Below are 19,341 nucleotides of genomic sequence, written 5' to 3'. Positions count from 1 at the left end.
AATCGGTTTAGCCTCATGCTTTCAGGATGAACGAACAAAGGCATTTTAGGAACACCTGATGGAAATAGTAAAAGAACTTATATATGCACTTTGGTACCAGGATTATGAAACTCTGGCCAACCCATCCCTATTATGGGCCATTTACATCATGCTATTCTTGATCCTCTTCCTTGAAAATGGCCTCCTTCCTGCTGCATTTTTACCAGGAGACAGCCTGCTTATACTAGTTGGCGTATTGATTGCCAAAGGTGCAATGAGTTTCCCCCTAACGATTGTAGTATTAACTGCCGGAGCAAGCTTAGGTTGTTGGATTGGTTATCTCCAAGGAAAATGGTTAGGAAATACCAAGACAGTACAAGGCTGGCTCTCTCACCTTCCAGCTTATTATCACCAAAGAGCTTACAATCTTTTTCACCGCCACGGCCTATCAGCTTTACTTCTTGGCCGCTTCCTCGCATTTGTCAGAACCCTCTTACCAACACTTGCAGGACTGACAGGTCTACAAAACAGTCGTTTCCAGTTTTTTAACTGGCTCAGTGGCTTCCTGTGGGTCATTATCCTTACCTCTTTGGGTTATGCATTTGGTAAGACCTCCATTTTCCGTCAATATGAAGACTTGGTAATGAATTTCCTGATATTACTGCCACTTGCTTTACTCATTATTGGTTTTAGCGGCAGTTTGTTAGTTGTATGGCGTAAAAAAACTTGCCAACCCCCTCAAAAAAAGTAATTAATTCCAATAAAATCCAATATCCCTCCCTGCTGCAGATGAAAGTATCGTTTGCAGCAGAATAGTGAAATAACGCTAATGTTTTTTATTCACCTTCCAAAATATAAGCTATATTTAGTGATAGTCTTTTCCGGCATTAGGAAAAGCAACTGACTAAGTCAAATACACACACCTTACATTGAGGAGTAATCTACATGTCAAAGATCAAAACTACTGAAGATCTACACGTTGAACTAAAATCACTCGCAGATACACTGGAAGAAGTAATCAAAAGCTCTGGTGATAAATCCAAAGTCGAGCTGGAAGAACTTCGCGGCAAAGTAGAGGAAGTCATCAAAGATACTCGTTTTAAACTCAGTAATGCCAGTGATATGGTTGTTAAGAAAACAAAAGATATGGCGGGTCGTGCTGATGTCTACGTTCACGATAAGCCCTGGGTAAGCATCGGTATTGGTACTGTTGTCGGTGCCATATTAGGTGTAGTGTTAGCTAAACGCTAATATGATCAACTCATCCAAATCTCAAGGCCCCGGTAAAGGGGTCCTTGACATTCTCCAACGCATTGCCGCTGTTGTTATCGAGATAGTAGAAACTCGTTTGCAATTGATCGTTCTGGAGTTGGAAAAAGAAAAAGCCACTTTGATACAGCTAATAGTCATAGCCAGTCTGACACTACTGCTTACCGCTTTCGGCCTCATGTGTCTGCTTGTTATGATTTTTTGGGCTATCGATCCTAGCTGGCGCTTTATGGTATTAGCTAGTACCACTAGCACACTACTCATTCTGGCGCTTATTGGCCTTATATGGACCATCAGGAAAGCGCGAAATTCAACATTACTTAGTGCAACTCGCGAGCAATTAAAGATAGATAGAGAAATGTTGGAGGATCACAGTAATGAGTAAACAACGTCAGGAAAAAAAGCTGAAAAAACAGCAACTACTCAGAAATATCCAGCTACAGCGACTTGAACTTTCCAACAATACACAGCTCTGGAAGAGCTTTACTGAACCTTATGACAAAAGCTGGCAAAAGCTTTTGTCATTAAAACCCTATCTGCGACCCGCAATCCACGCTATCTCTTTATATAGCCTGCGTCATCCTATGAAATTTTATCGTTTGTCGCGCCACATCATTCGAATATTGAAATGGAAATAATTCTTCATAATATATCTCATTGATGATAACTTTAGTTACCTACATTCAAAAACTTTGTATAAAATTGTTAATAATCCTTGCTTACAACTAAGCTCACCTACCTTTAGTATACATTCCATCCGTTAATGATTAGCAAATCGTACTATTTCGAGTTAGTACAAGTTAATCATCAAAAAAACTATTATTATTTCTCTGCGTTTTAGGAGTTGTTAATGAAAAAATTTGAAGATAGTGCCCTGCTACTGGCTCGCATTTTGATGCCGATTCTGTTTATCGTTGCAGGTTATGGAAAATTAGGTGATTCCTACGCGGGTACTCAACAATATATGAATGCTATGGGCGTCCCTGGCTTTCTATTACCACTGACAATCTTACTTGAATTAGGTGGTGGCCTGGCAGTTCTATTTGGTTTCTTAACTCGCACCACCGCGTTATTTACCTTTGGTTTCTGTGTCCTGACTGCCGTGCTCTTCCACAGCAATTTTGCTGAAGGGATGAACCAGACTATGTTTCTTAAGAACCTGACTATCGGAGGAGGTTATCTGTTACTGTCTATCACAGGTCCAGGTAAATTCAGTATCGATCGTCTGATGAAGAGAAACTGGTAATATTCTGCCGTGGCTGTTCTGAATCTGAAAAATAACAGTTTTCAGGTAGAAGGTGAAACGATCAAAATCTCACTCTCGCTCAAGGGTTTTATCAGCCAGATATCCAATATTCAGCCTAAAGGTAAATAGCAAGCCGAAAGATCCCAAAGATCTTTCGGCTCACTTTAATCAATAAGCTAAACTTCTATTGAATCACAGTGACTCGGATAAAATAGTTATTTTATCAAAATAAATAATCATCTCACTTCTCGGCAAGAAATAATTAAATCCATGCTCGATAATAAATTAACACATTAAGTAACTCTTAATAATTTAATATAAAGAGTATAGAATTCGCAGTGTAAATTCTATTAACATCCACAATGCCAATTTAAATAAACAACAATTAACTTAAGTATATTCAAAGATTATTTAATCCAATTAAATTTTTTAATCACAAAAATAAAATCATGTAAAATATAGTTAAAAACGCAAAAACGAATTATCATCACACCATAAATTAATAGTAGCAACACTGTATTTATTGATTATATTAAGCTCTATCACAAGACAGATTCGGCTGATAAGTACAATTTTTCAGAAAGTCAGGTAGTTGCTATAATAGCATCTTTCTTGCCAAAGAAAAATGCACTATGGCCTGTCCTATTTGTTGCCATTGATTAAAGAAAAGATACACAATAATAGAGCCAACAACCCTATAAGAATATATTGACATCAGGACAACCATTCTGACCTAGGGAAAAGCCGTTCTGGTGTTATTAATAAATACGAAAGTCTCCCTGTTTTTATCACTGTCTGGCACCAAAAAAATAGAACCATCAATACTCAGCGAATAGAGATCACAAAATTTACACCTACCAGTGATGACAACTCTGCTCAAAAAGAGCTTGGTAGCAAAGCCGCCAAGCTCTTTCGGCAATCAGATTAAGGGCGCAGGAAGACACAGGTTAAGCAATCATCGAATCATGTTTTTTCAGCCTGTCTTCTAATTTGATTGCTCACATCGCTTCTACTTACCGACTAACAAACAATTTAGGGATTTCCCGCAAACACCAAGACTTAGCTTCCCCCATGCTGTCTCGTCGCCATGCCATAATGACATTTGTGTCATGGCTATATTCAGAACTAATCACCCGTAAACGACCCTCTGCAATATCTTGTTCCACCATAGGATAAGGCATGGTAGCAACGCCCAACCCAGCCAAGAGAGCACGGCGTTTATCTTCCAGAGAACTTACTGTCAAACGCTGTTGTTTATCTAACAATTGAACCGTCAATACCGGGCGCTCCCTCGCTGTATCCGCCACAGCAATACCACGATACTTCACCCTCGTGACATCGGACAAAGGCTCCGGCTCCTGATGTATAGGGTGATCAGGGCTAGCGACATAAACATTGGTAATGCTGTAAAGCTGACGTGAATTAATTTCTGCCGATGCGCGAAAATGCATATCTGGTGCAATAACAATATCCGCCCGACCAGTTTCCAACCTCTCCCATGCACCAGCCAAAACCTCAGTCAATAAAGAGAGCTGAGTATTCGATTTTTGAGCAAGCTTACCTACTAACGGGAATAATGAAGAAGCAGGAACCAACGCTTCACAAACAATTGTCAGGTGAGTTTCCCAGCCTCTCGCTAACGCTTCTGCATCAGCCGTTAATTTATCAGCAGCTTCAAGCAATTGACGTCCACGCTCAAGCAACATGCGACCGACATTGGTGAATTTAGTTCTGTGACCCGAACGGTCAAACAGCACCACATCCAGCTCCTCTTCTAATTTTTGCATCGTATAGCTAAGTGCAGAAGGAACACGACCAAGCTCATCAGCGGCCGCGGCAAAACTTCCCCGCCGGTCAATCGCATCCATGACCCGGAGAGATTCCAGTGTAAGCGCTCGTTCTTTGCTCATATTTTTCTCAATCAGGAAATTTGAATATGCTGACCAGATTAACTGGCTAACATTTCGCCGTCCAGATAATTACTATCCTTAGTGTGTGTTTTTTTAAGGTAACCACCATCATGATTATAAATAGAACAGCAAAACAATGTGGGAAAGCTGACTATGGTTGGCTACAGGCTCGTTATACATTTTCATTTGGTCACTATTTTGACCCAAAGTTTTTAGGTTATGGCGCGCTACGTGTACTCAATCAAGAAGTCATCGCCCCCAAAGCCGCTTTCCAACCTAAATCCTATCCACACGTGGATATATTGAATATTATTCTACAAGGTGAAGCAGAATACCGTGACAGCGAAGGCAACTACATCAGAGCGCGCAAGGGAGAATGTTTGCTATTTTCTGCCCGTCAAGGCATCAGCTACAGTGAACATAATGCCAGTACTAATAAGCCACTGACGCGCTTGCAGCTTTGGCTGAATGCCTTTCCTCAGCAGGAAAGCTTACCATTGCAACGAATGGAATTACCAGAACAACCATTGGCTATGCTAGCTTCTCCAACCGCAGAAGATGGCAGTATGCAATTACGTCAGCAAGTGTGGGTAAATTATATTTTCCTTAATAAAAATCAATCTCATCATCTGCAATTGAAGGGAAAAAATGCCTATCTGCAATCCCTAAACGGAAATATAAAAATAAGAGGCAATTCTAAGGATAACAATTTAATTAAATGCGGAGATGGCGCTTTTATTCATGAAGAAAGTCGTCTGGTTTTAAAAGCAGATACGGAATTCCAGGGGCTGTTAATTGATCTGGCTGCTTAAAAAAGTGAAAGCCCCGTCAGATTCCAATCTAACGGGGCTAAATTTGTGAAGTTGACCGATAAGCCGGGTTCTGTCGTGGACAATCATTCATCTAGGCCAGCACTTACGCACTGGCTCAAGCAGCCTACCCGGGTTCGATACGGGCCGTACCTAATGAACCCCTATTTGGCCTTGCTCCGGGTGGAGTTTACCGTGCCACGGACTGTTACCAGCCGTGCGGTGCGCTCTTACCGCACCCTTTCACCCTTACCTGATCCTACATTAAATAGGCCATCGGCGGTTTGCTCTCTGTTGCACTGGTCGTGGGCTTTCACCCCCCAGACGTTATCTGGCACCCTGCCCTGTGGAGCCCGGACTTTCCTCTCCTCTACCCATCGTCCAAAGGATTAATGGTAAAGCAGCGACTGTCTAGTCAACTCCGCGGCGGATTATAAGAGGTTTGTCCAACGATGTATAGGCGTTTACTGATTATCTGCCCTGTTTATCAGCAATTGCCATTATTCTTCGTTCTGTCCCAACCCATGACGATAAAGCGCATTTTTCTTCACACCATGAATCTCTGCCGCCAATGCCGCTGCTTTTTTCAATGGCAGTTCTTGTTGAAGAAGCGCCAGTGTTCTTAATGCCTCTGGAGGCAAAACATCGTCATCCGGTTTTTTATAACCTTCAACGATCAATACCATTTCACCACGGCGACGGGTTTCATCTTCCTTAACCCACGCCAAAAGTTCACCTACTGGCATCCCTTGAATGGATTCCCAAGTTTTTGTTAATTCCCTTGCCAAAACGATGTAACGTTCAGTTCCCCACACCTCAACCATATCTTCTAAACTTTCGATCAGACGATGAGTGGATTCATAAAAAATTAATGTGCGTGGTTCCTGTTGCAAAGCCCGTAAAGTATCTGTCCGACTTTTACGCTTTGCGGGCAGAAATCCTTCGTAACAGAAACGATCTGATGGCAGACCAGCAGCAGACAAGGCGGTTATCGCCGCACAAGGCCCTGGAAGTGGGACAACATGAATACCTGCTTCACGGCAACGGCGAACCACATGATAACCAGGATCATTAATCAGGGGCGTTCCTGCATCAGAGACTAATGCAATACTTTGCCCTTGTTGGAGTTTTGTAATTAATTGATCTGCTTTCTGCTGTTCATTATGATCATGAAGTGCGAACATGCGCGCATTAATGGCAAAATGTTGAAGCAACAAGCCAGTATGTCGCGTATCTTCGGCTGCAATCAGATCGACATGCTCAAGAACTTCAAGCGCACGCTGAGTGATATCACCCAGGTTTCCAATGGGGGTTGGTACAACATATAGCGTGGATGTCGTAACCACTGCTCGATTAGGTTGATTCATTGTTTCATCCGAATGGCCGATTTAAAATTGAGCATCTTTGAAAAAAACATCGCTGGATACAGTATGCTTTCCTCAATTTTTGTGCGTATCAAAACTGGTTTAGTCTGTTCAGCCATGCTGGCAGTCATGATCATCGCAGGATGTACCGTACCTGATCAACAGGGGCAACAACCTTCGCAAACTCAAGACAAAATCAGTACAGAAATCGCCCGTTATCAAGCCATCATTGATGCCGCCCATGGCGAACCTTCTCTTGATGTCATCCGTGCTTATATCGCTCAGGAACCACTTGTGAAAGAGAGTGCGGCTCGTCAAAAAAATATTGATGATACCTGGCAAATGCTGACCCGTCTTTCACCACAAGAGCGCCGTGGATTGGTCATCAACGCTGATGAAAATGTTCTGCAAGGCTGGCTGGACTTACTCAGTGCCTATCAGGATAACAAACAGGACTCCGACAAACTACAGGCAGCCATCCGTGACTGGAAAATTCGTTATCCACAAAACCCTGCCACACAGTCACTCCCAACTCAGTTACAACAGGCAGCCATCCAACAGCAAGATACGAATATCCGTATTGCTCTGTTCCTGCCATTAAGTGGTCAAGCAAAAGTATTCGGTGAAGCCATTCGCCAAGGTTTTCTTGATGCTCAGGCCGGTTTACCCAGTCCATCATTGCCAACAGAAAACCCGGAAAATTTATCCATAGCAGACAACGATAGCGCGTCAGATAGCATGGTTTCTACCGATATGTCCCCTAGTGAAGGGGCGATCATAGACTCAGCAAGACCAACCACTCAAACAACACCTGTCATAGCCAATGCACCAATTAACACACAACAGGTCAAAATCTATGACACAGCCAGCCAGCCATTGGAAAACTTATTCATTCAGGCTAAGCAGGATGGTGTGAATTTAGTTGTCGGGCCGTTACTTAAGCCAGATGTGGTTAAACTCGTTCAGATAGATACCGCATTAAACATGCTAGTACTAAACGAGTTAGACAATGCTCAACCACACTCTAATATCTGCTATTTTTCTTTGTCACCAGAAGATGAAGCGAAAAATGCCGCGGAACATATTTGGCAGCAACAGAAACAGAATCCTCTGATTTTGGTCCCCAGAGGGACTTTTGGTGATCGCATTGCCAAAGCCTTTGCACAGGAATGGCAAAAACAAGGGGGACATGCTGTTCTGCAACAAACTTTTGGCTCTTCCGCCGAACTGAAACAATTAATTAATAGAGGTACCGGTATTCGCTTGACCGGAACAGCCGTCAATGTCACAAGCAATCAACCTACATCAATCGCTATTGGTGATCTGGAAATCCCCCAGATAAACACCGATGTCGTTCCTACTTCTACTGGCGGCTCAGTGGATGCGGTTTATATTGTTTCTACCCTGGATGAACTGACGCTAATTAAGACAATGATTGATATGGCAATCAGCTCCCGCGATAAGCCCGCCCTTTACGCGAGTTCCCGCAGTAATCAGGCTGGCGTTGGTCCCGATTTCCGCCTGGAGATGGAGGGAATGCAATTCAGTGACATTCCCTTAATCGCCGGTGCTAACTTGTCACTGATGCAGCAAGCAGCCAGTAAATTTACAAATGATTACTCTTTGATGCGCCTTTATGCTATGGGTATCGATGCCTGGTCATTAGCAAATCAATTCAGTCAAGTTCAGCTTCAAAGTGATTTCCAACTCAATGGTGCTTCCGGGGTGCTGTCTGTTCAAGAAAACTGCACCATTTTCCGACAGCTCTCATGGATGCAATATCATCAAGGCCAAATCACGGCTATTTAGCAACTTGCCGCTTGCTACCAAGCGGCCTTTCAATTCAAATGACTCATTTCAGAATGAAAATAAAAAAGCAGGATGAAAATAAAAAAGCTGACAAGTTATCTGCTAGGACGCAACTATGAAGCGCAGGCAAAGTTGTTTTTACAAAAACAAGGATTATCTTTTATCGCCGCAAATGTGAAAGTTCACGGTGGTGAAATTGACCTGATTATGAAAGACAAGCAAACTTGGGTCTTTATTGAAGTCCGTTTTCGCAAATCAGGACAATATGGAGATGCATTGGTGACAATCACCCGTAGCAAGCGTAAAAAATTATTACACGCTGCCGCAGTATGGCTGTTTCAACGAGGTGAATGTTTTGAAACCTCTTCTTGTCGCTTTGATATTTGTGCTATTACTGGTCAACAATTTGAATGGTTGCAAAATGCCTTCAATCAAAATGAGTTTACTCGTTAAAATGATACTGAGTAGGTTATAAACGTGCTGGATAGAATTAAAGTCTGTTTTACAGAAAGTATTCAAACTCAGATTGCAGCCGCAGAAGCATTACCTGATGCTATCTCGCGAGCGGCAATGATGATGGTTCAGTCATTACTGAATGGTAATAAAATCCTTTGCTGTGGTAATGGAGGCTCAGCAGCGACTGCCCAACGGTTTGCTGCCAATATGATTAACCGGTTTGAAACTGAGCGCCCAAGCCTGCCCGCATTGTCACTTAATGCAGACAATGTGGTCATCACTGCGATTTCAAGCAATAAACAGCATGATGAAATTTATGCTAAACAGGTACGGGCATTAGGTCAGCCAGGCGATGTGTTATTAGCGATTTCTACACATGGTAATAGCCGTGATATTGTCAAAGCCGTTGAAGCCGCCGTAACCCGCGATATGACAATTGTCGCCCTTACTGGCTATGATGGTGGTGAGCTTGCCGGCTTACTCGGGCCACAAGACGTAGAGATTCGTATTCCATCTCATCGCAGTACCAGAATTCAAGAAGTTCATATGCTAACAGTTAACTGTTTATGTGACTTAATCGATAATACACTTTTTCCCCATCAGGATGACTAAGGAGCCAATAATGCGATTTTTCTCCCTATTAGCTACGATTTGTGCTGCTGTAATGTTACAAGGATGTATTGGTGCGGTCGTGGTCAGTTCTGCTGCCGTAGCGACTAAAACCGCAACCGATCCCCGCACTATTGGTCAACAGGTTGACGATAGTACTCTCGAAGCCCGTGTTAGTAATGCGCTTAACAAAGATAAGCAGCTCAAAGAGCAAACCCGTATTATTACCACTGCCTATCAAGGAAAAGTTTTACTGACAGGTCAAAGCCCAGACTCAAGCCTTTCAGACCGTGCTAAACAGATAGCCTCGCGTGTTGATGGAGCACACACCGTTTACAATGAAATTCGTCAGGGGAAACCTGTTGAATTAGGTACTGCTTCCAAGGATACCTGGGTTACAACTAAAGTACGCTCAAAAATCCTGGCTAGTGACTCGGTTAAGTCTTCTAACATAAAAGTCGTTACGGAAAACGGCGAAGTCTTTTTACTGGGCATTCTGACCAAACAAGAGGGTAACGCCGCAGCGAAAATTGCCAGCGAAACTAACGGTGTTAAGCGGGTAACAACCGCATTTACTTATTTGAATTAAATATATTGATTGAAAGTGATGACACGATAAATCGGTCAAACATTCAGGTATCAGGCCGCGTCATTTTTTGGCGCTGGCGTTTTACCCTTTTCATCATCCCACGTCAAACTGAATAACCTCTCATTCTTCCTTCAATCATTTTTCATTAACCCATTTTTCTCAAGATAACTCACCCCGCCCAACAACCGCATTTGCCGCAAAATCCATTGCTGACGCTGTAAGACATAAGCCGAAGGTGAGTTAACTTTATAGCGGTGTGGATTAGGCAATACAGCAGCAAGTAAAGCGGCTTCTGATGCCGTCAATTTACTGGCTGATTTATGAAAATAGCGTTTAGATGCCTCTTCAACACCAAAAATGCCATCACCAAATTCTGCTACGTTAAGGTAAACAGTCAGAATTCTACTTTTTGACCATCCCAGTTCAATAGCAAAGGTCATCCCGGCTTCCAACCCTTTTCTTACCCAGCTACGTCCGTCCCACAAAAATAAATTTTTGGCCGTTTGCTGAGAAATCGTTGAAGCTCCTCTGAGTCTTCCAGAATTATTTTGGTTACGCGCAAGTACACTTTCGATAGCATCAAAGTCAAATCCCCAATGCTGTGGAAATTTTTGATCTTCCGCAGCAATAACAGCCAATGCGATATTTGGCGATATTTGTCCTTGCCCTACCCAGTCAGAATGAGACACATAAGAAAAATTAACTGATAACCAAGCGCTAATCTGGCGCTCAACCATAACCATAGAAAAAGGCACTGGCAAAAATGAAAATGCAACAACAGAAACTATCCATAAGATAGTAACTGAGATTACGATTTTTTTAAGCCAGTACCATAAAAATTGAAAAGGATTTCGCATCCAGTTACTCAGTCATTTCCAATACTTTTCTGACAAGTTTATCAATTCCCACTTCCGCCTGAGAAATAGATTCAGCAAGCATGTAGGCTGGTGTTGTCACAATTTTGTTTTCTAAATCAACAACAACATCATTTACCTCACAAACTATATGGACACCCCCCATTGCTTCTACTTGAGCAACCGTTTCAGGATCATTGCCGACCGTTAGTTTCACCGGTTTATTAAGTAATTTTGGCAACATAACAGGCGCAATGCACATAAATCCCATCGGTTTATGTTGCTTATGCATAGCCCTTACCAAACTTAATAAATCCTTATTTATTTCGCAATCAACTGTCTTAACGGCAAAGTCACATAAATTCTTTGCAACACCAAATCCCCCAGGAATTATCAGGGCATCAAATTCATCGGCATTTGCTTGTGATAAAGGCTTAATTTTTCCCCTTGAAATACGGGCGGATTCCTGTAGAACGTTACGTTCTTCGCCAATTTCTTCACCGTTAATATGATTAATAACATGAAGTTGTGGTTCGTCAGGCGCAAAAAAGCTCGTTTTAACACCTAAACGGTCTAAAGAAAGCAGAGTTAATACTGACTCATGAATTTCGCTACCATCGAATACACCACATCCACTTAAGACAACCGCAACTGATTTCATACCTCACTCCATTTGTAGTAGATTATTGCTTAACCCTTTAGGGGGTTAAACACCAATCTTCATCACAGATTTTAATGAATCTTGTAACAAAAAATCTTATCTTTGCTATGTTGGTACTTGTATGATGTACGGAGAATTCCTCATTTACTCGCCGCAACCAAATATTAGATAGGCGTGTAAAAAGTTTTCCCTGGTGTTGGCGCAGTATTCGCGCACCCCAACCTCGGTTGGGGTTATTTTTTTTCAGCGTCCGTCAACCATTCTCCCAAAATTTCCGTATCGTTTCTCCATTCTTGCTTTAACTCATCAACCCATTCCTGAACATTATCCCACCATGCAGGTAAATCAGGTGATTGAATCTGCTGGGCCAGTTGCTGTAAATGACGCAATCCAACCGATCCCGCAGCACCTTTTATCTTATGCGCTTCCTCCGTAATGCCTTTCTGGTCTTTAGCTGTCATGTTTGAATCCAGAACAGATAAGTAACCCGGCATCATCTTTTCAAACACACTCAGACTATTGCGAACCAATTGAGGCCCAACGAGCTCGATGTATTGGTTAAGCATTTCTGTATCAAGTAAATCTTCACCTTTTTTCACCAATCCTGACTCCTCTTCTTCCGGCTGCATATGATGCACAGACTGTTCCCCCCAATATTGTTCAATAATGGCGGTTAACGCATTCACAGAAAGCGGCTTACTCAACACACCATTCATACCTGCATCCAGATACTCTTTTTTGTCTTTTAAGACATTTGCTGTCAGTGCAATCAGCGGGGGCAGATCCTTTTTGGCATATCGCTGACTTAATTCCCGGGAGATATCTAACCCGGTCATATCGGGTAGCTGAATATCAAGCAGTACCAGATCGAACTCTCCTGGCTTAAACACTGCTAGCGCATCTTTACCATTCATAGCGACTTCCACGCTGTTACCCAATTTCTCCAATACAGAGCGAGCAACAATCACATTCAGCTCAATATCTTCCACCAATAAGATATGCAACGCTGGAAGTGGATAATCTTCTGTATCTTCTTTGCATAAAAGATTCTCCTCCATAGCCGGTGCAATGATAGACAGTGTAAATCGAGAACCTTGTCCCGGCTCACTTTCCACCACAATATCCCCTCCCATACTTTGAGCCAAACGTTTGGATACCGCCAATCCAATACCGGTTCCCGTTGCTGGACAACCACCATGACTGCCTTTCACTTGATAATACATCGCAAAAATCTTCTCCAGCTCATCATGTGGGATACCAATCCCCGTATCTGTGACTTCAAACAGCAAACGTTCTCCCTCTTCGTACCAGATTCGAACAGTAATCTCTCCTTTTTGCGTAAATTTCACCGCATTACCAATCAAGTTCCACAGAATTTGGCGCAAGCGAGTACCATCTGTCATGATTCTGGCAGGCAGTGGCAGTTCTGGGTTCATTACAAATTTAATATCTTTCGGTTGCACCAGCAGCCCAGAGAGGTTTTCCAGATCGGATATAAAACCGGTAAAATCAATTGGCTGATTATCAATTTGCACTTTACGCCGTTCAATTTTATCCATTTCAATAATGTCATTGAAAATATTACCAAGCGTGATGGCACTGACATGAATCGTTTTCAGATAGTCATTTTGCTCAGATGTCAACTCAGTATCGAGCAGAATACGGCTCAAACCAACAATGCCATTTAAAGGCGTACGAAGCTCATGGCTAATCGTTGAGATAAAAGTGGTCTTATCCCTACTTGCATTCTCCAAAGCGTCCTGATAACGCTTACGTTCCGTTATATCGCGCCCAAATCCCATAAGCCCATGTCTTTTTCCTACCCGATCATAAAAAGGGACTTTCCGAAGCTCAAAACAGGCTTTTCGACCATCGGGATAAACTAGCCATTGTTCATAAGTGAGTGCAACATTATGACGGAACACTTTTTCATCGGTTTTCATTACCTTGCGAGCAACCTCTTTGTCATAAACATCGTTTGGTGTCAGCCCGACAAGTTGTTTCTGGCTTTTACCCGTCAGCAATTCCATCGCCCGGTTACAACCAGAAAACTCATTATTTTCATTACGGTAATAGACCAAATCAGGAGAAGCATCGAGAAAAGATTTCAACAATACAGATTGTTGTTCCAATTCAATCTGCGTCTGCTCACGGTGTTTCATCTCTTCTTTGAGTTTATCCAACAATATCAGATGCGCCTGCTCAGCTTTTTCTCTTTCTGAGATCTCCTGATTAAGCTTAATAATGTTGTCTTTTAATTGCTGATTAAGTTCCCGATCACGCTGACGCATAACTTCCAACTTTTCAACTAATTTAGATAATCGCTGACGGGACTCTTCGAGCTGTTCAACAACAACCGAAAGAAAATAGACAGCCCAAGGTGTAATCAACAAACCAAAAAATATTGAGCGAACTAAATCAATACTTTGCACTCCTCCCTGAAGCAGAAAAGTGACTACCATCTGTACACCCATAGCAAGAACGACCAGTGCGGATGCAAGCAGTAATGAGAAGCGCACTAGCCCCAATTTCATCATTAAATCAACATAATATTGGGCCAGGCCCCTGAGCAGCTTCATTTCATAAAGACTCCCGTTAAATATGACCATTCCGGATCATACCGTAAAAAACCGGCCACTTCGTTGAAGGAATAACAGAAATTGTTGACCTGGTAAAACAATAGTATTATTTAATAGTTTTAGTTATGACTTCCCAAACATTATTCTGGCTTTTTACTCCCGCCGGTCTTTCCGCACAATCCAAGCATGAATAAATAATCAAACACATTGATAAAATAAGCATAAAATTCTTTTTTACTCTTTTAATACCCCAAAAAGATAAAACTTTATTCTCATAAAGAAACAAAAATACATATTAATTCCATAAAGTTAACATTAGTAAGATTTTAAATCTAATAAATAAAAGTTTAACAGCATATACAAAACAGATATTACACTAATATTAGTGATATAAATCACATTAAAATCCTAACATGATCTATATCACACAACACTAATGTTAATTTTTCTACTTATAAATCATAGCATTAACTTTACTTATCACCTGTCCTGACCTTATCCCGGTGATATTTGACCTGATTTATATTTCTAGTTAACTTGGAAAGTCACTGGAAATCATCTGTCAGATTCTCATCTGAACCATAATTATGCAGTGACACAATATCATTTAAGTCACCACCTGTTTATCACAAATAAACAAGTGGTGGTTGATTGAGGGCGCAATTCAGACGCCAGTAAAAAATATTAATCTCACAAATGTCTGTGAGTTTCTGTGAGAGTCGGACAGAACCTCGGGAGGTTCACACTATGCTATATAACAAATCTCAAGAAAAGGATAACTGTGGCTTTGGACTGATAGCCCATATTGAAGGGGAGCCAAGCCACAAAGTAGTACGTACCGCTATCCATGCCCTAGCCAGAATGCAACATCGTGGGGCAATCCTGGCGGATGGCAAAACCGGTGACGGTTGTGGTTTATTGTTGCAAAAACCTGACCGCTTTTTTCGGATGGTCGCACAGGAGCAAGAGTGGCATTTAGCCCGCAATTACGCCGTCGGTATGCTATTTCTCAGCCAAGATCCTCAGATTGCACAAAACTGCCGGGCAATCATCGAACAAGAGCTACAAAATGAAACCCTGTCAGTCGTTGGCTGGCGTGAAGTCCCCATCAACAGTGATATTCTGGGCGAAATAGCCCTTTCAAGCCTCCCTCATATTGAACAGATTTTTGTTAATGCTCCGGCTGGCTGGCGTGCACGTGATTTAGAACGCCGCTTGTTCGTTGCTCGCCGCCGAATAGAAAAACGCATCAATGACAGCGACTTTTATGTTTGCAGTTTGTCTAACCTAGTGACTATCTATAAAGGGCTGTGCATGGCGGCAGATTTGCCCCGTTTCTATCCCGATCTGGCTGATTTACGTTTGGAATCGGCAATTTGCCTATTCCATCAACGCTTTTCAACCAATACCGTCCCGCGCTGGCCATTGGCACAACCTTTCCGCTATCTTGCCCATAACGGTGAAATAAACACCATCACCGGTAACCGCCAGTGGGCACGAGCAAGAGCCTATAAATTCAAGACACCGCTTATTCCCGATCTGCACACTGCGGCCCCTTTTGTCAATGAAACAGGGTCAGATTCCAGCTCGCTGGATAATATGCTGGAACTGTTTCTCAACGGCGGAATGGATTTAATCCGTGCTATGCGATTGCTGGTTCCTCCCGCATGGCAAAACAATCCTGATATGGATGAAGATCTGCGGGCTTTTTTTGATTTCAACTCTATGCACATGGAACCGTGGGATGGCCCCGCGGGTATCGTTATGTCAGATGGACGCTACGCTGCCTGTAATCTGGATCGTAATGGCTTGCGCCCAGCCCGTTATGTTATCACTAAAGATAAGTTGATCACCTGTGCTTCCGAAGTCGGTATCTGGGATTATCAACCGGATGAAGTGGTGGAAAAAGGGCGAGTTGGTCCCGGTGAACTTATCGTGATTGATACCCGCCAAGGCCGCATCCTTCATGCAGAAGAAACAGACAATGACTTGAAAAGCCGCCATCCCTATAAAGAATGGATGGATAAAAACGTCAAGCGTCTGACCCCATTCGAAGAATTACTGGAAGATCAAGCGGGTCATCGGGATCTGAACGATCAAACCTTAGCGGTCTATCACAAACAATTTTCCTACAGCAACGAAGAGTTAGATCAAATCATCCGTGCCCTGGGAGAGAATGGTCAGGAAGCAACCGGTTCAATGGGAGATGATACGCCGTTTGCCGTCCTTTCCAGCCGCCCACGGATTATTTATGACTATTTCCGCCAGCAATTTGCTCAAGTCACTAATCCGCCAATCGACCCACTACGCGAAGCACATGTTATGTCTCTCACCACCTGCATCGGACGGGAGATGAACGTATTTTGTGAAGCAGAGGGACAGGCACACCGATTAAGTTTTAAATCTCCTATTCTGCTCTACTCTGACTTTCACCAATTAATAACGCAGCAAAGTCCACACTATCGCGCAGAACAATTAGACTTAACTTTCAATCCACAAGAAACCAATCTGCAAAATGCCCTGTTTGCATTGTGTGATCAGGCTGAACAACTCGCCAGAGATGGTGCGGTATTGTTGGTATTATCTGACCGCAACATTACGTCGGAGAAGTTACCTATACCAGCTCCCATGGCTGTTGGCGCTATTCAACACCGTTTGGTAGAAAAAAGCCTACGCTGTGATACCAACTTGATAGTAGAAACAGCGAGTGCCCGTGATCCACACCATTTCACTGTACTACTGGGATTTGGCGCAACAGCGATTTATCCCTACCTGGCTTATGAATCCCTCGCCAAAATGGTCGATAATGGCACAATTAATAAACCTTATGCTGATGTCATGCTTAACTACCGCAATGGTATCAATAAAGGGTTATATAAAATCATGTCGAAAATGGGCATCTCGACTATCGCCTCCTATCGCTGCTCTAAACTATTTGAAGCTGTCGGCTTACATTTCGAATTAACTGAATTCTGCTTCAATGGCGTCGTCAGCCGAATTGGCGGCGCTAATTTCAGCGATTTCGAGCAGGATCTGCAAAACTTATCTAAACGTGCATGGCTTGCTCGTCAACCACTCGATCAGGGCGGATTGCTGAAATATGTTCATAACGGCGAATATCACGCTTATAACCCAGATGTTATAAGCACTTTACAGTCTGCGGTTCATAGTGGCGAATATAACGATTACTTGAAATATTCTCGTCTGGTTAATCAGCGTCCAATTACCACAATCCGTGATTTGCTGGCGATAAAAACAAAAGGTGAACCTCTACCTATTGAAGAAGTAGAACCTGCCGAAGAGCTGTTTAAACGCTTTGATACCGCAGCGATGTCGATTGGAGCATTAAGCCCGGAAGCACACGAAGCTCTGGCTGAAGCTATGAATACGCTAGGCGGTTTTTCCAACTCCGGCGAAGGTGGAGAAGATCCCGCACGTTATGGAACAAAAAAGGTTTCCCGTATCAAACAAGTTGCTTCCGGTCGGTTTGGTGTGACACCTGCTTATCTGGTCAACGCTGATGTGATTCAGATTAAAGTCGCGCAAGGCGCTAAACCCGGAGAAGGCGGGCAATTACCGGGTGATAAGGTAACACCGTACATTGCAAAACTGCGTTATTCCGTACCCGGCGTAACACTTATTTCTCCACCACCACATCACGATATTTACTCTATTGAAGATTTGGCTCAGTTGATTTTCGATCTAAAACAGATCAACCCCAATGCGCTGATCTCAGTAAAACTAGTTTCAGAACCCGGTGTTGGTACTGTTGCCACTGGCGTTGCCAAAGCTTATGCCGATTTAATTACTATCGCAGGCTATGACGGCGGTACCGGTGCCAGTCCATTATCATCAGTGAAATATGCAGGATGCCCGTGGGAATTGGGGCTGGTGGAAACCCAACAAGCGCTAGTTGCTAACGGATTACGTCATAAGATCCGCTTACAAGTTGACGGCGGATTGAAAACAGGCGTAGATATTATTAAAGCGGCCATTCTTGGCGCTGAAAGTTTCGGTTTCGGTACTGGGCCAATGGTTGCCCTTGGATGCAAATATCTGCGTATTTGCCATCTTAATAATTGTGCAACCGGGGTTGCCACTCAGGATGAGAAATTACGTCGCGACCACTACCACGGATTACCTGAACGGGTAATGAATTATTTCCGCTTCATCGCCCGTGAGACCAGAGAAATCATGGCTACACTGGGTGTCAAAAATCTAACTGATTTAATAGGCCGAACTGACCTGTTGGAAGTACTGGAAGGTATTTCAGCAAAACAGAACAAACTCAATCTTGATCCGCTCTTGGCAACCGCAGACCCCCATCAGGGCAAAGCCTTATATTGCACTGAAAGCAATCCGCCATTTGACGACGGAACAATGAATAAAAACTTACTGGCTCAAGCTTCCAGCTATATTGAGAAGCAACAAAGTAAAACTTTCTATTTCGATATCCGTAATACCGATCGTTCAGTGGGCGCTTCCCTTTCCGGTTTTATCGCTGCTCGATATGGTAATCAGGGGATCGCCGCGGCACCCATAAAAATTCATTTCAATGGTACCGCCGGTCAAAGTTTTGGCGTCTGGAATGCCGGTGGTCTGGAGCTGACACTTATCGGTGATGCCAATGATTATGTCGGTAAAGGTATGGCTGGCGGCCGCATTGTCATACACCCTCCTGTAGGTTCTGCCTTCAAAAGCCATCAGGCAACCCTCATTGGCAACACATGTCTCTACGGTGCAACCGGAGGCAAGCTGTTTGCAGCCGGGCGAGCAGGAGAACGCTTCGCCGTTCGTAATTCAGGTGCTATCACGGTTGTGGAAGGTATCGGAGATAACGGCTGTGAATATATGACAGGAGGTATCGTCTGTATTCTCGGACGCACTGGAATAAATTTTGGTGCAGGAATGACCGGCGGCTTTGCTTATGTCCTGGATGAAAATGATGATTTCCGCAAACGGGTTAACCCAGAGTTGGTTGAAGTACTGGCAGTAGATGCCTTAGCTATCCACGAAGAGCACTTGAGAGGGCTTATCACTGAACACGTCCACCTGACAGGCTCCCAGCGCGGTGAAGATATTCTTGCTAACTGGCAACAGTGGCTGAGCAAATTTGCGCTTGTGAAGCCAAAATCCAGTGATGTGAAAGCCCTATTGGGACATCGCAGTCGTTCTTCCGCAGAGTTGCGAATTCAAGCGCAATAAGG

15 protein-coding genes, 1 other RNA gene and 1 pseudogene are annotated in these 19,341 nt (G+C 43.1%); 11 read left to right on the top strand and 6 right to left on the bottom strand.

Going from position 1 to position 19,341, the window contains the following annotated elements:
• Window positions 1-58 precede the first annotated feature (58 nt).
• The 5 genes from CKY02_RS12480 (at window position 59) to CKY02_RS12460 (ending at window position 2,494) form a co-directional block, all read left to right on the top strand.
• Window positions 59-730 (top strand): DedA family protein, encoded by a 672-nt coding sequence (locus CKY02_RS12480; protein WP_112895521.1) that lies wholly within the window; start codon window positions 59-61, stop codon window positions 728-730.
• Window positions 731-924: 194 nt separating this feature from the next.
• On the top strand, window positions 925-1,230 hold the full coding sequence (locus CKY02_RS12475; RefSeq protein ID WP_112878868.1) for an ElaB/YgaM/YqjD family protein: 306 nt from the start codon (window positions 925-927) through the stop codon (window positions 1,228-1,230).
• Window position 1,231: 1 nt separating this feature from the next.
• Complete coding sequence (locus CKY02_RS12470; protein WP_112895520.1) at window positions 1,232-1,633, top strand: phage holin family protein; 402 nt, start codon at window positions 1,232-1,234, stop codon at window positions 1,631-1,633.
• The gene (locus CKY02_RS12465) at window positions 1,626-1,886 is read left to right on the top strand and encodes a YqjK-like family protein (protein WP_112878870.1); all 261 of its coding nucleotides are present in this window, start codon (window positions 1,626-1,628) and stop codon (window positions 1,884-1,886) included. Before CKY02_RS12470 ends, CKY02_RS12465 begins: the two co-directional genes overlap by 8 nt.
• A 212-nt stretch (window positions 1,887-2,098) precedes the next feature.
• Entirely contained in the window at window positions 2,099-2,494 is a 396-nt protein-coding gene (locus CKY02_RS12460) for a DoxX family protein (RefSeq protein WP_112878871.1), read from the top strand.
• 1,013 nt (window positions 2,495-3,507) lie between these two features.
• On the opposite strand, the gene CKY02_RS12455 is transcribed toward CKY02_RS12460, so the two are convergent.
• On the bottom strand, window positions 3,508-4,404 hold the full coding sequence (locus tag CKY02_RS12455; protein WP_112895519.1) for a LysR family transcriptional regulator: 897 nt from the start codon (window positions 4,402-4,404) through the stop codon (window positions 3,508-3,510).
• A 110-nt stretch (window positions 4,405-4,514) separates the two neighbouring features.
• Here CKY02_RS12455 and CKY02_RS12450 point away from each other — a divergent pair, with 110 nt between their 5' ends.
• The gene (locus CKY02_RS12450) at window positions 4,515-5,216 is read left to right on the top strand and encodes a pirin family protein (protein WP_112878873.1); all 702 of its coding nucleotides are present in this window, start codon (window positions 4,515-4,517) and stop codon (window positions 5,214-5,216) included.
• 43 nt (window positions 5,217-5,259) lie between these two features.
• Here CKY02_RS12450 and rnpB read toward each other — a convergent pair.
• An RNA gene (gene rnpB / locus CKY02_RS12445) (RNase P RNA component class A) lies at window positions 5,260-5,636 on the bottom strand.
• Window positions 5,637-5,713: 77 nt separating this feature from the next.
• Complete coding sequence (gene rsmI, locus CKY02_RS12440) at window positions 5,714-6,580, bottom strand: 16S rRNA (cytidine(1402)-2'-O)-methyltransferase (protein WP_112878874.1); 867 nt, start codon at window positions 6,578-6,580, stop codon at window positions 5,714-5,716.
• 63 nt (window positions 6,581-6,643) lie between these two features.
• Here rsmI and CKY02_RS12435 point away from each other — a divergent pair, with 63 nt between their 5' ends.
• From CKY02_RS12435 to dolP, 4 genes are all read left to right on the top strand, one after another.
• Window positions 6,644-8,386: a penicillin-binding protein activator gene (locus CKY02_RS12435; protein WP_112895551.1), complete on the top strand. Its 1,743-nt coding sequence runs from the start codon at window positions 6,644-6,646 to the stop codon at window positions 8,384-8,386.
• A 72-nt stretch (window positions 8,387-8,458) separates the two neighbouring features.
• Window positions 8,459-8,839, top strand: coding sequence for a YraN family protein (locus tag CKY02_RS12430; protein ID WP_112878875.1), 381 nt, complete (start codon window positions 8,459-8,461; stop codon window positions 8,837-8,839).
• A gap of 24 nt (window positions 8,840-8,863) precedes the next feature.
• Complete coding sequence (gene diaA, locus CKY02_RS12425) at window positions 8,864-9,454, top strand: DnaA initiator-associating protein DiaA (RefSeq protein WP_112878876.1); 591 nt, start codon at window positions 8,864-8,866, stop codon at window positions 9,452-9,454.
• A gap of 10 nt (window positions 9,455-9,464) precedes the next feature.
• Window positions 9,465-10,040: a division/outer membrane stress-associated lipid-binding lipoprotein gene (dolP, locus tag CKY02_RS12420; RefSeq protein WP_112895518.1), complete on the top strand. Its 576-nt coding sequence runs from the start codon at window positions 9,465-9,467 to the stop codon at window positions 10,038-10,040.
• 131 nt (window positions 10,041-10,171) lie between these two features.
• On the opposite strand, the gene mtgA is transcribed toward dolP, so the two are convergent.
• The 3 genes and pseudogenes from mtgA to arcB form a co-directional block, all read right to left on the bottom strand.
• Window positions 10,172-10,897, bottom strand: a complete 726-nt coding sequence (mtgA, locus tag CKY02_RS12415) for a monofunctional biosynthetic peptidoglycan transglycosylase (RefSeq protein WP_112895517.1) — start codon at window positions 10,895-10,897, stop codon at window positions 10,172-10,174.
• A 4-nt stretch (window positions 10,898-10,901) separates the two neighbouring features.
• Window positions 10,902-11,555: an isoprenoid biosynthesis glyoxalase ElbB gene (elbB, locus tag CKY02_RS12410; protein ID WP_112878879.1), complete on the bottom strand. Its 654-nt coding sequence runs from the start codon at window positions 11,553-11,555 to the stop codon at window positions 10,902-10,904.
• Window positions 11,556-11,742: 187 nt separating this feature from the next.
• A pseudogene (gene arcB, locus CKY02_RS12405) lies at window positions 11,743-14,134 on the bottom strand (aerobic respiration two-component sensor histidine kinase ArcB); the annotation flags it as partial.
• 747 nt (window positions 14,135-14,881) lie between these two features.
• On the opposite strand from arcB, the gene gltB reads away from it, so the two are divergent.
• Entirely contained in the window at window positions 14,882-19,339 is a 4,458-nt protein-coding gene (gene gltB / locus CKY02_RS12400) for a glutamate synthase large subunit (protein WP_112895515.1), read from the top strand.
• Window positions 19,340-19,341: the final 2 nt, after the last annotated feature.

Origin of the sequence: Photorhabdus bodei, assembly GCF_003287735.1 — a bacterium.
GTDB classification, from domain to species: domain Bacteria; phylum Pseudomonadota; class Gammaproteobacteria; order Enterobacterales; family Enterobacteriaceae; genus Photorhabdus; species Photorhabdus kayaii.
This window is presented reverse-complemented; position numbering and strand designations above follow the sequence as displayed.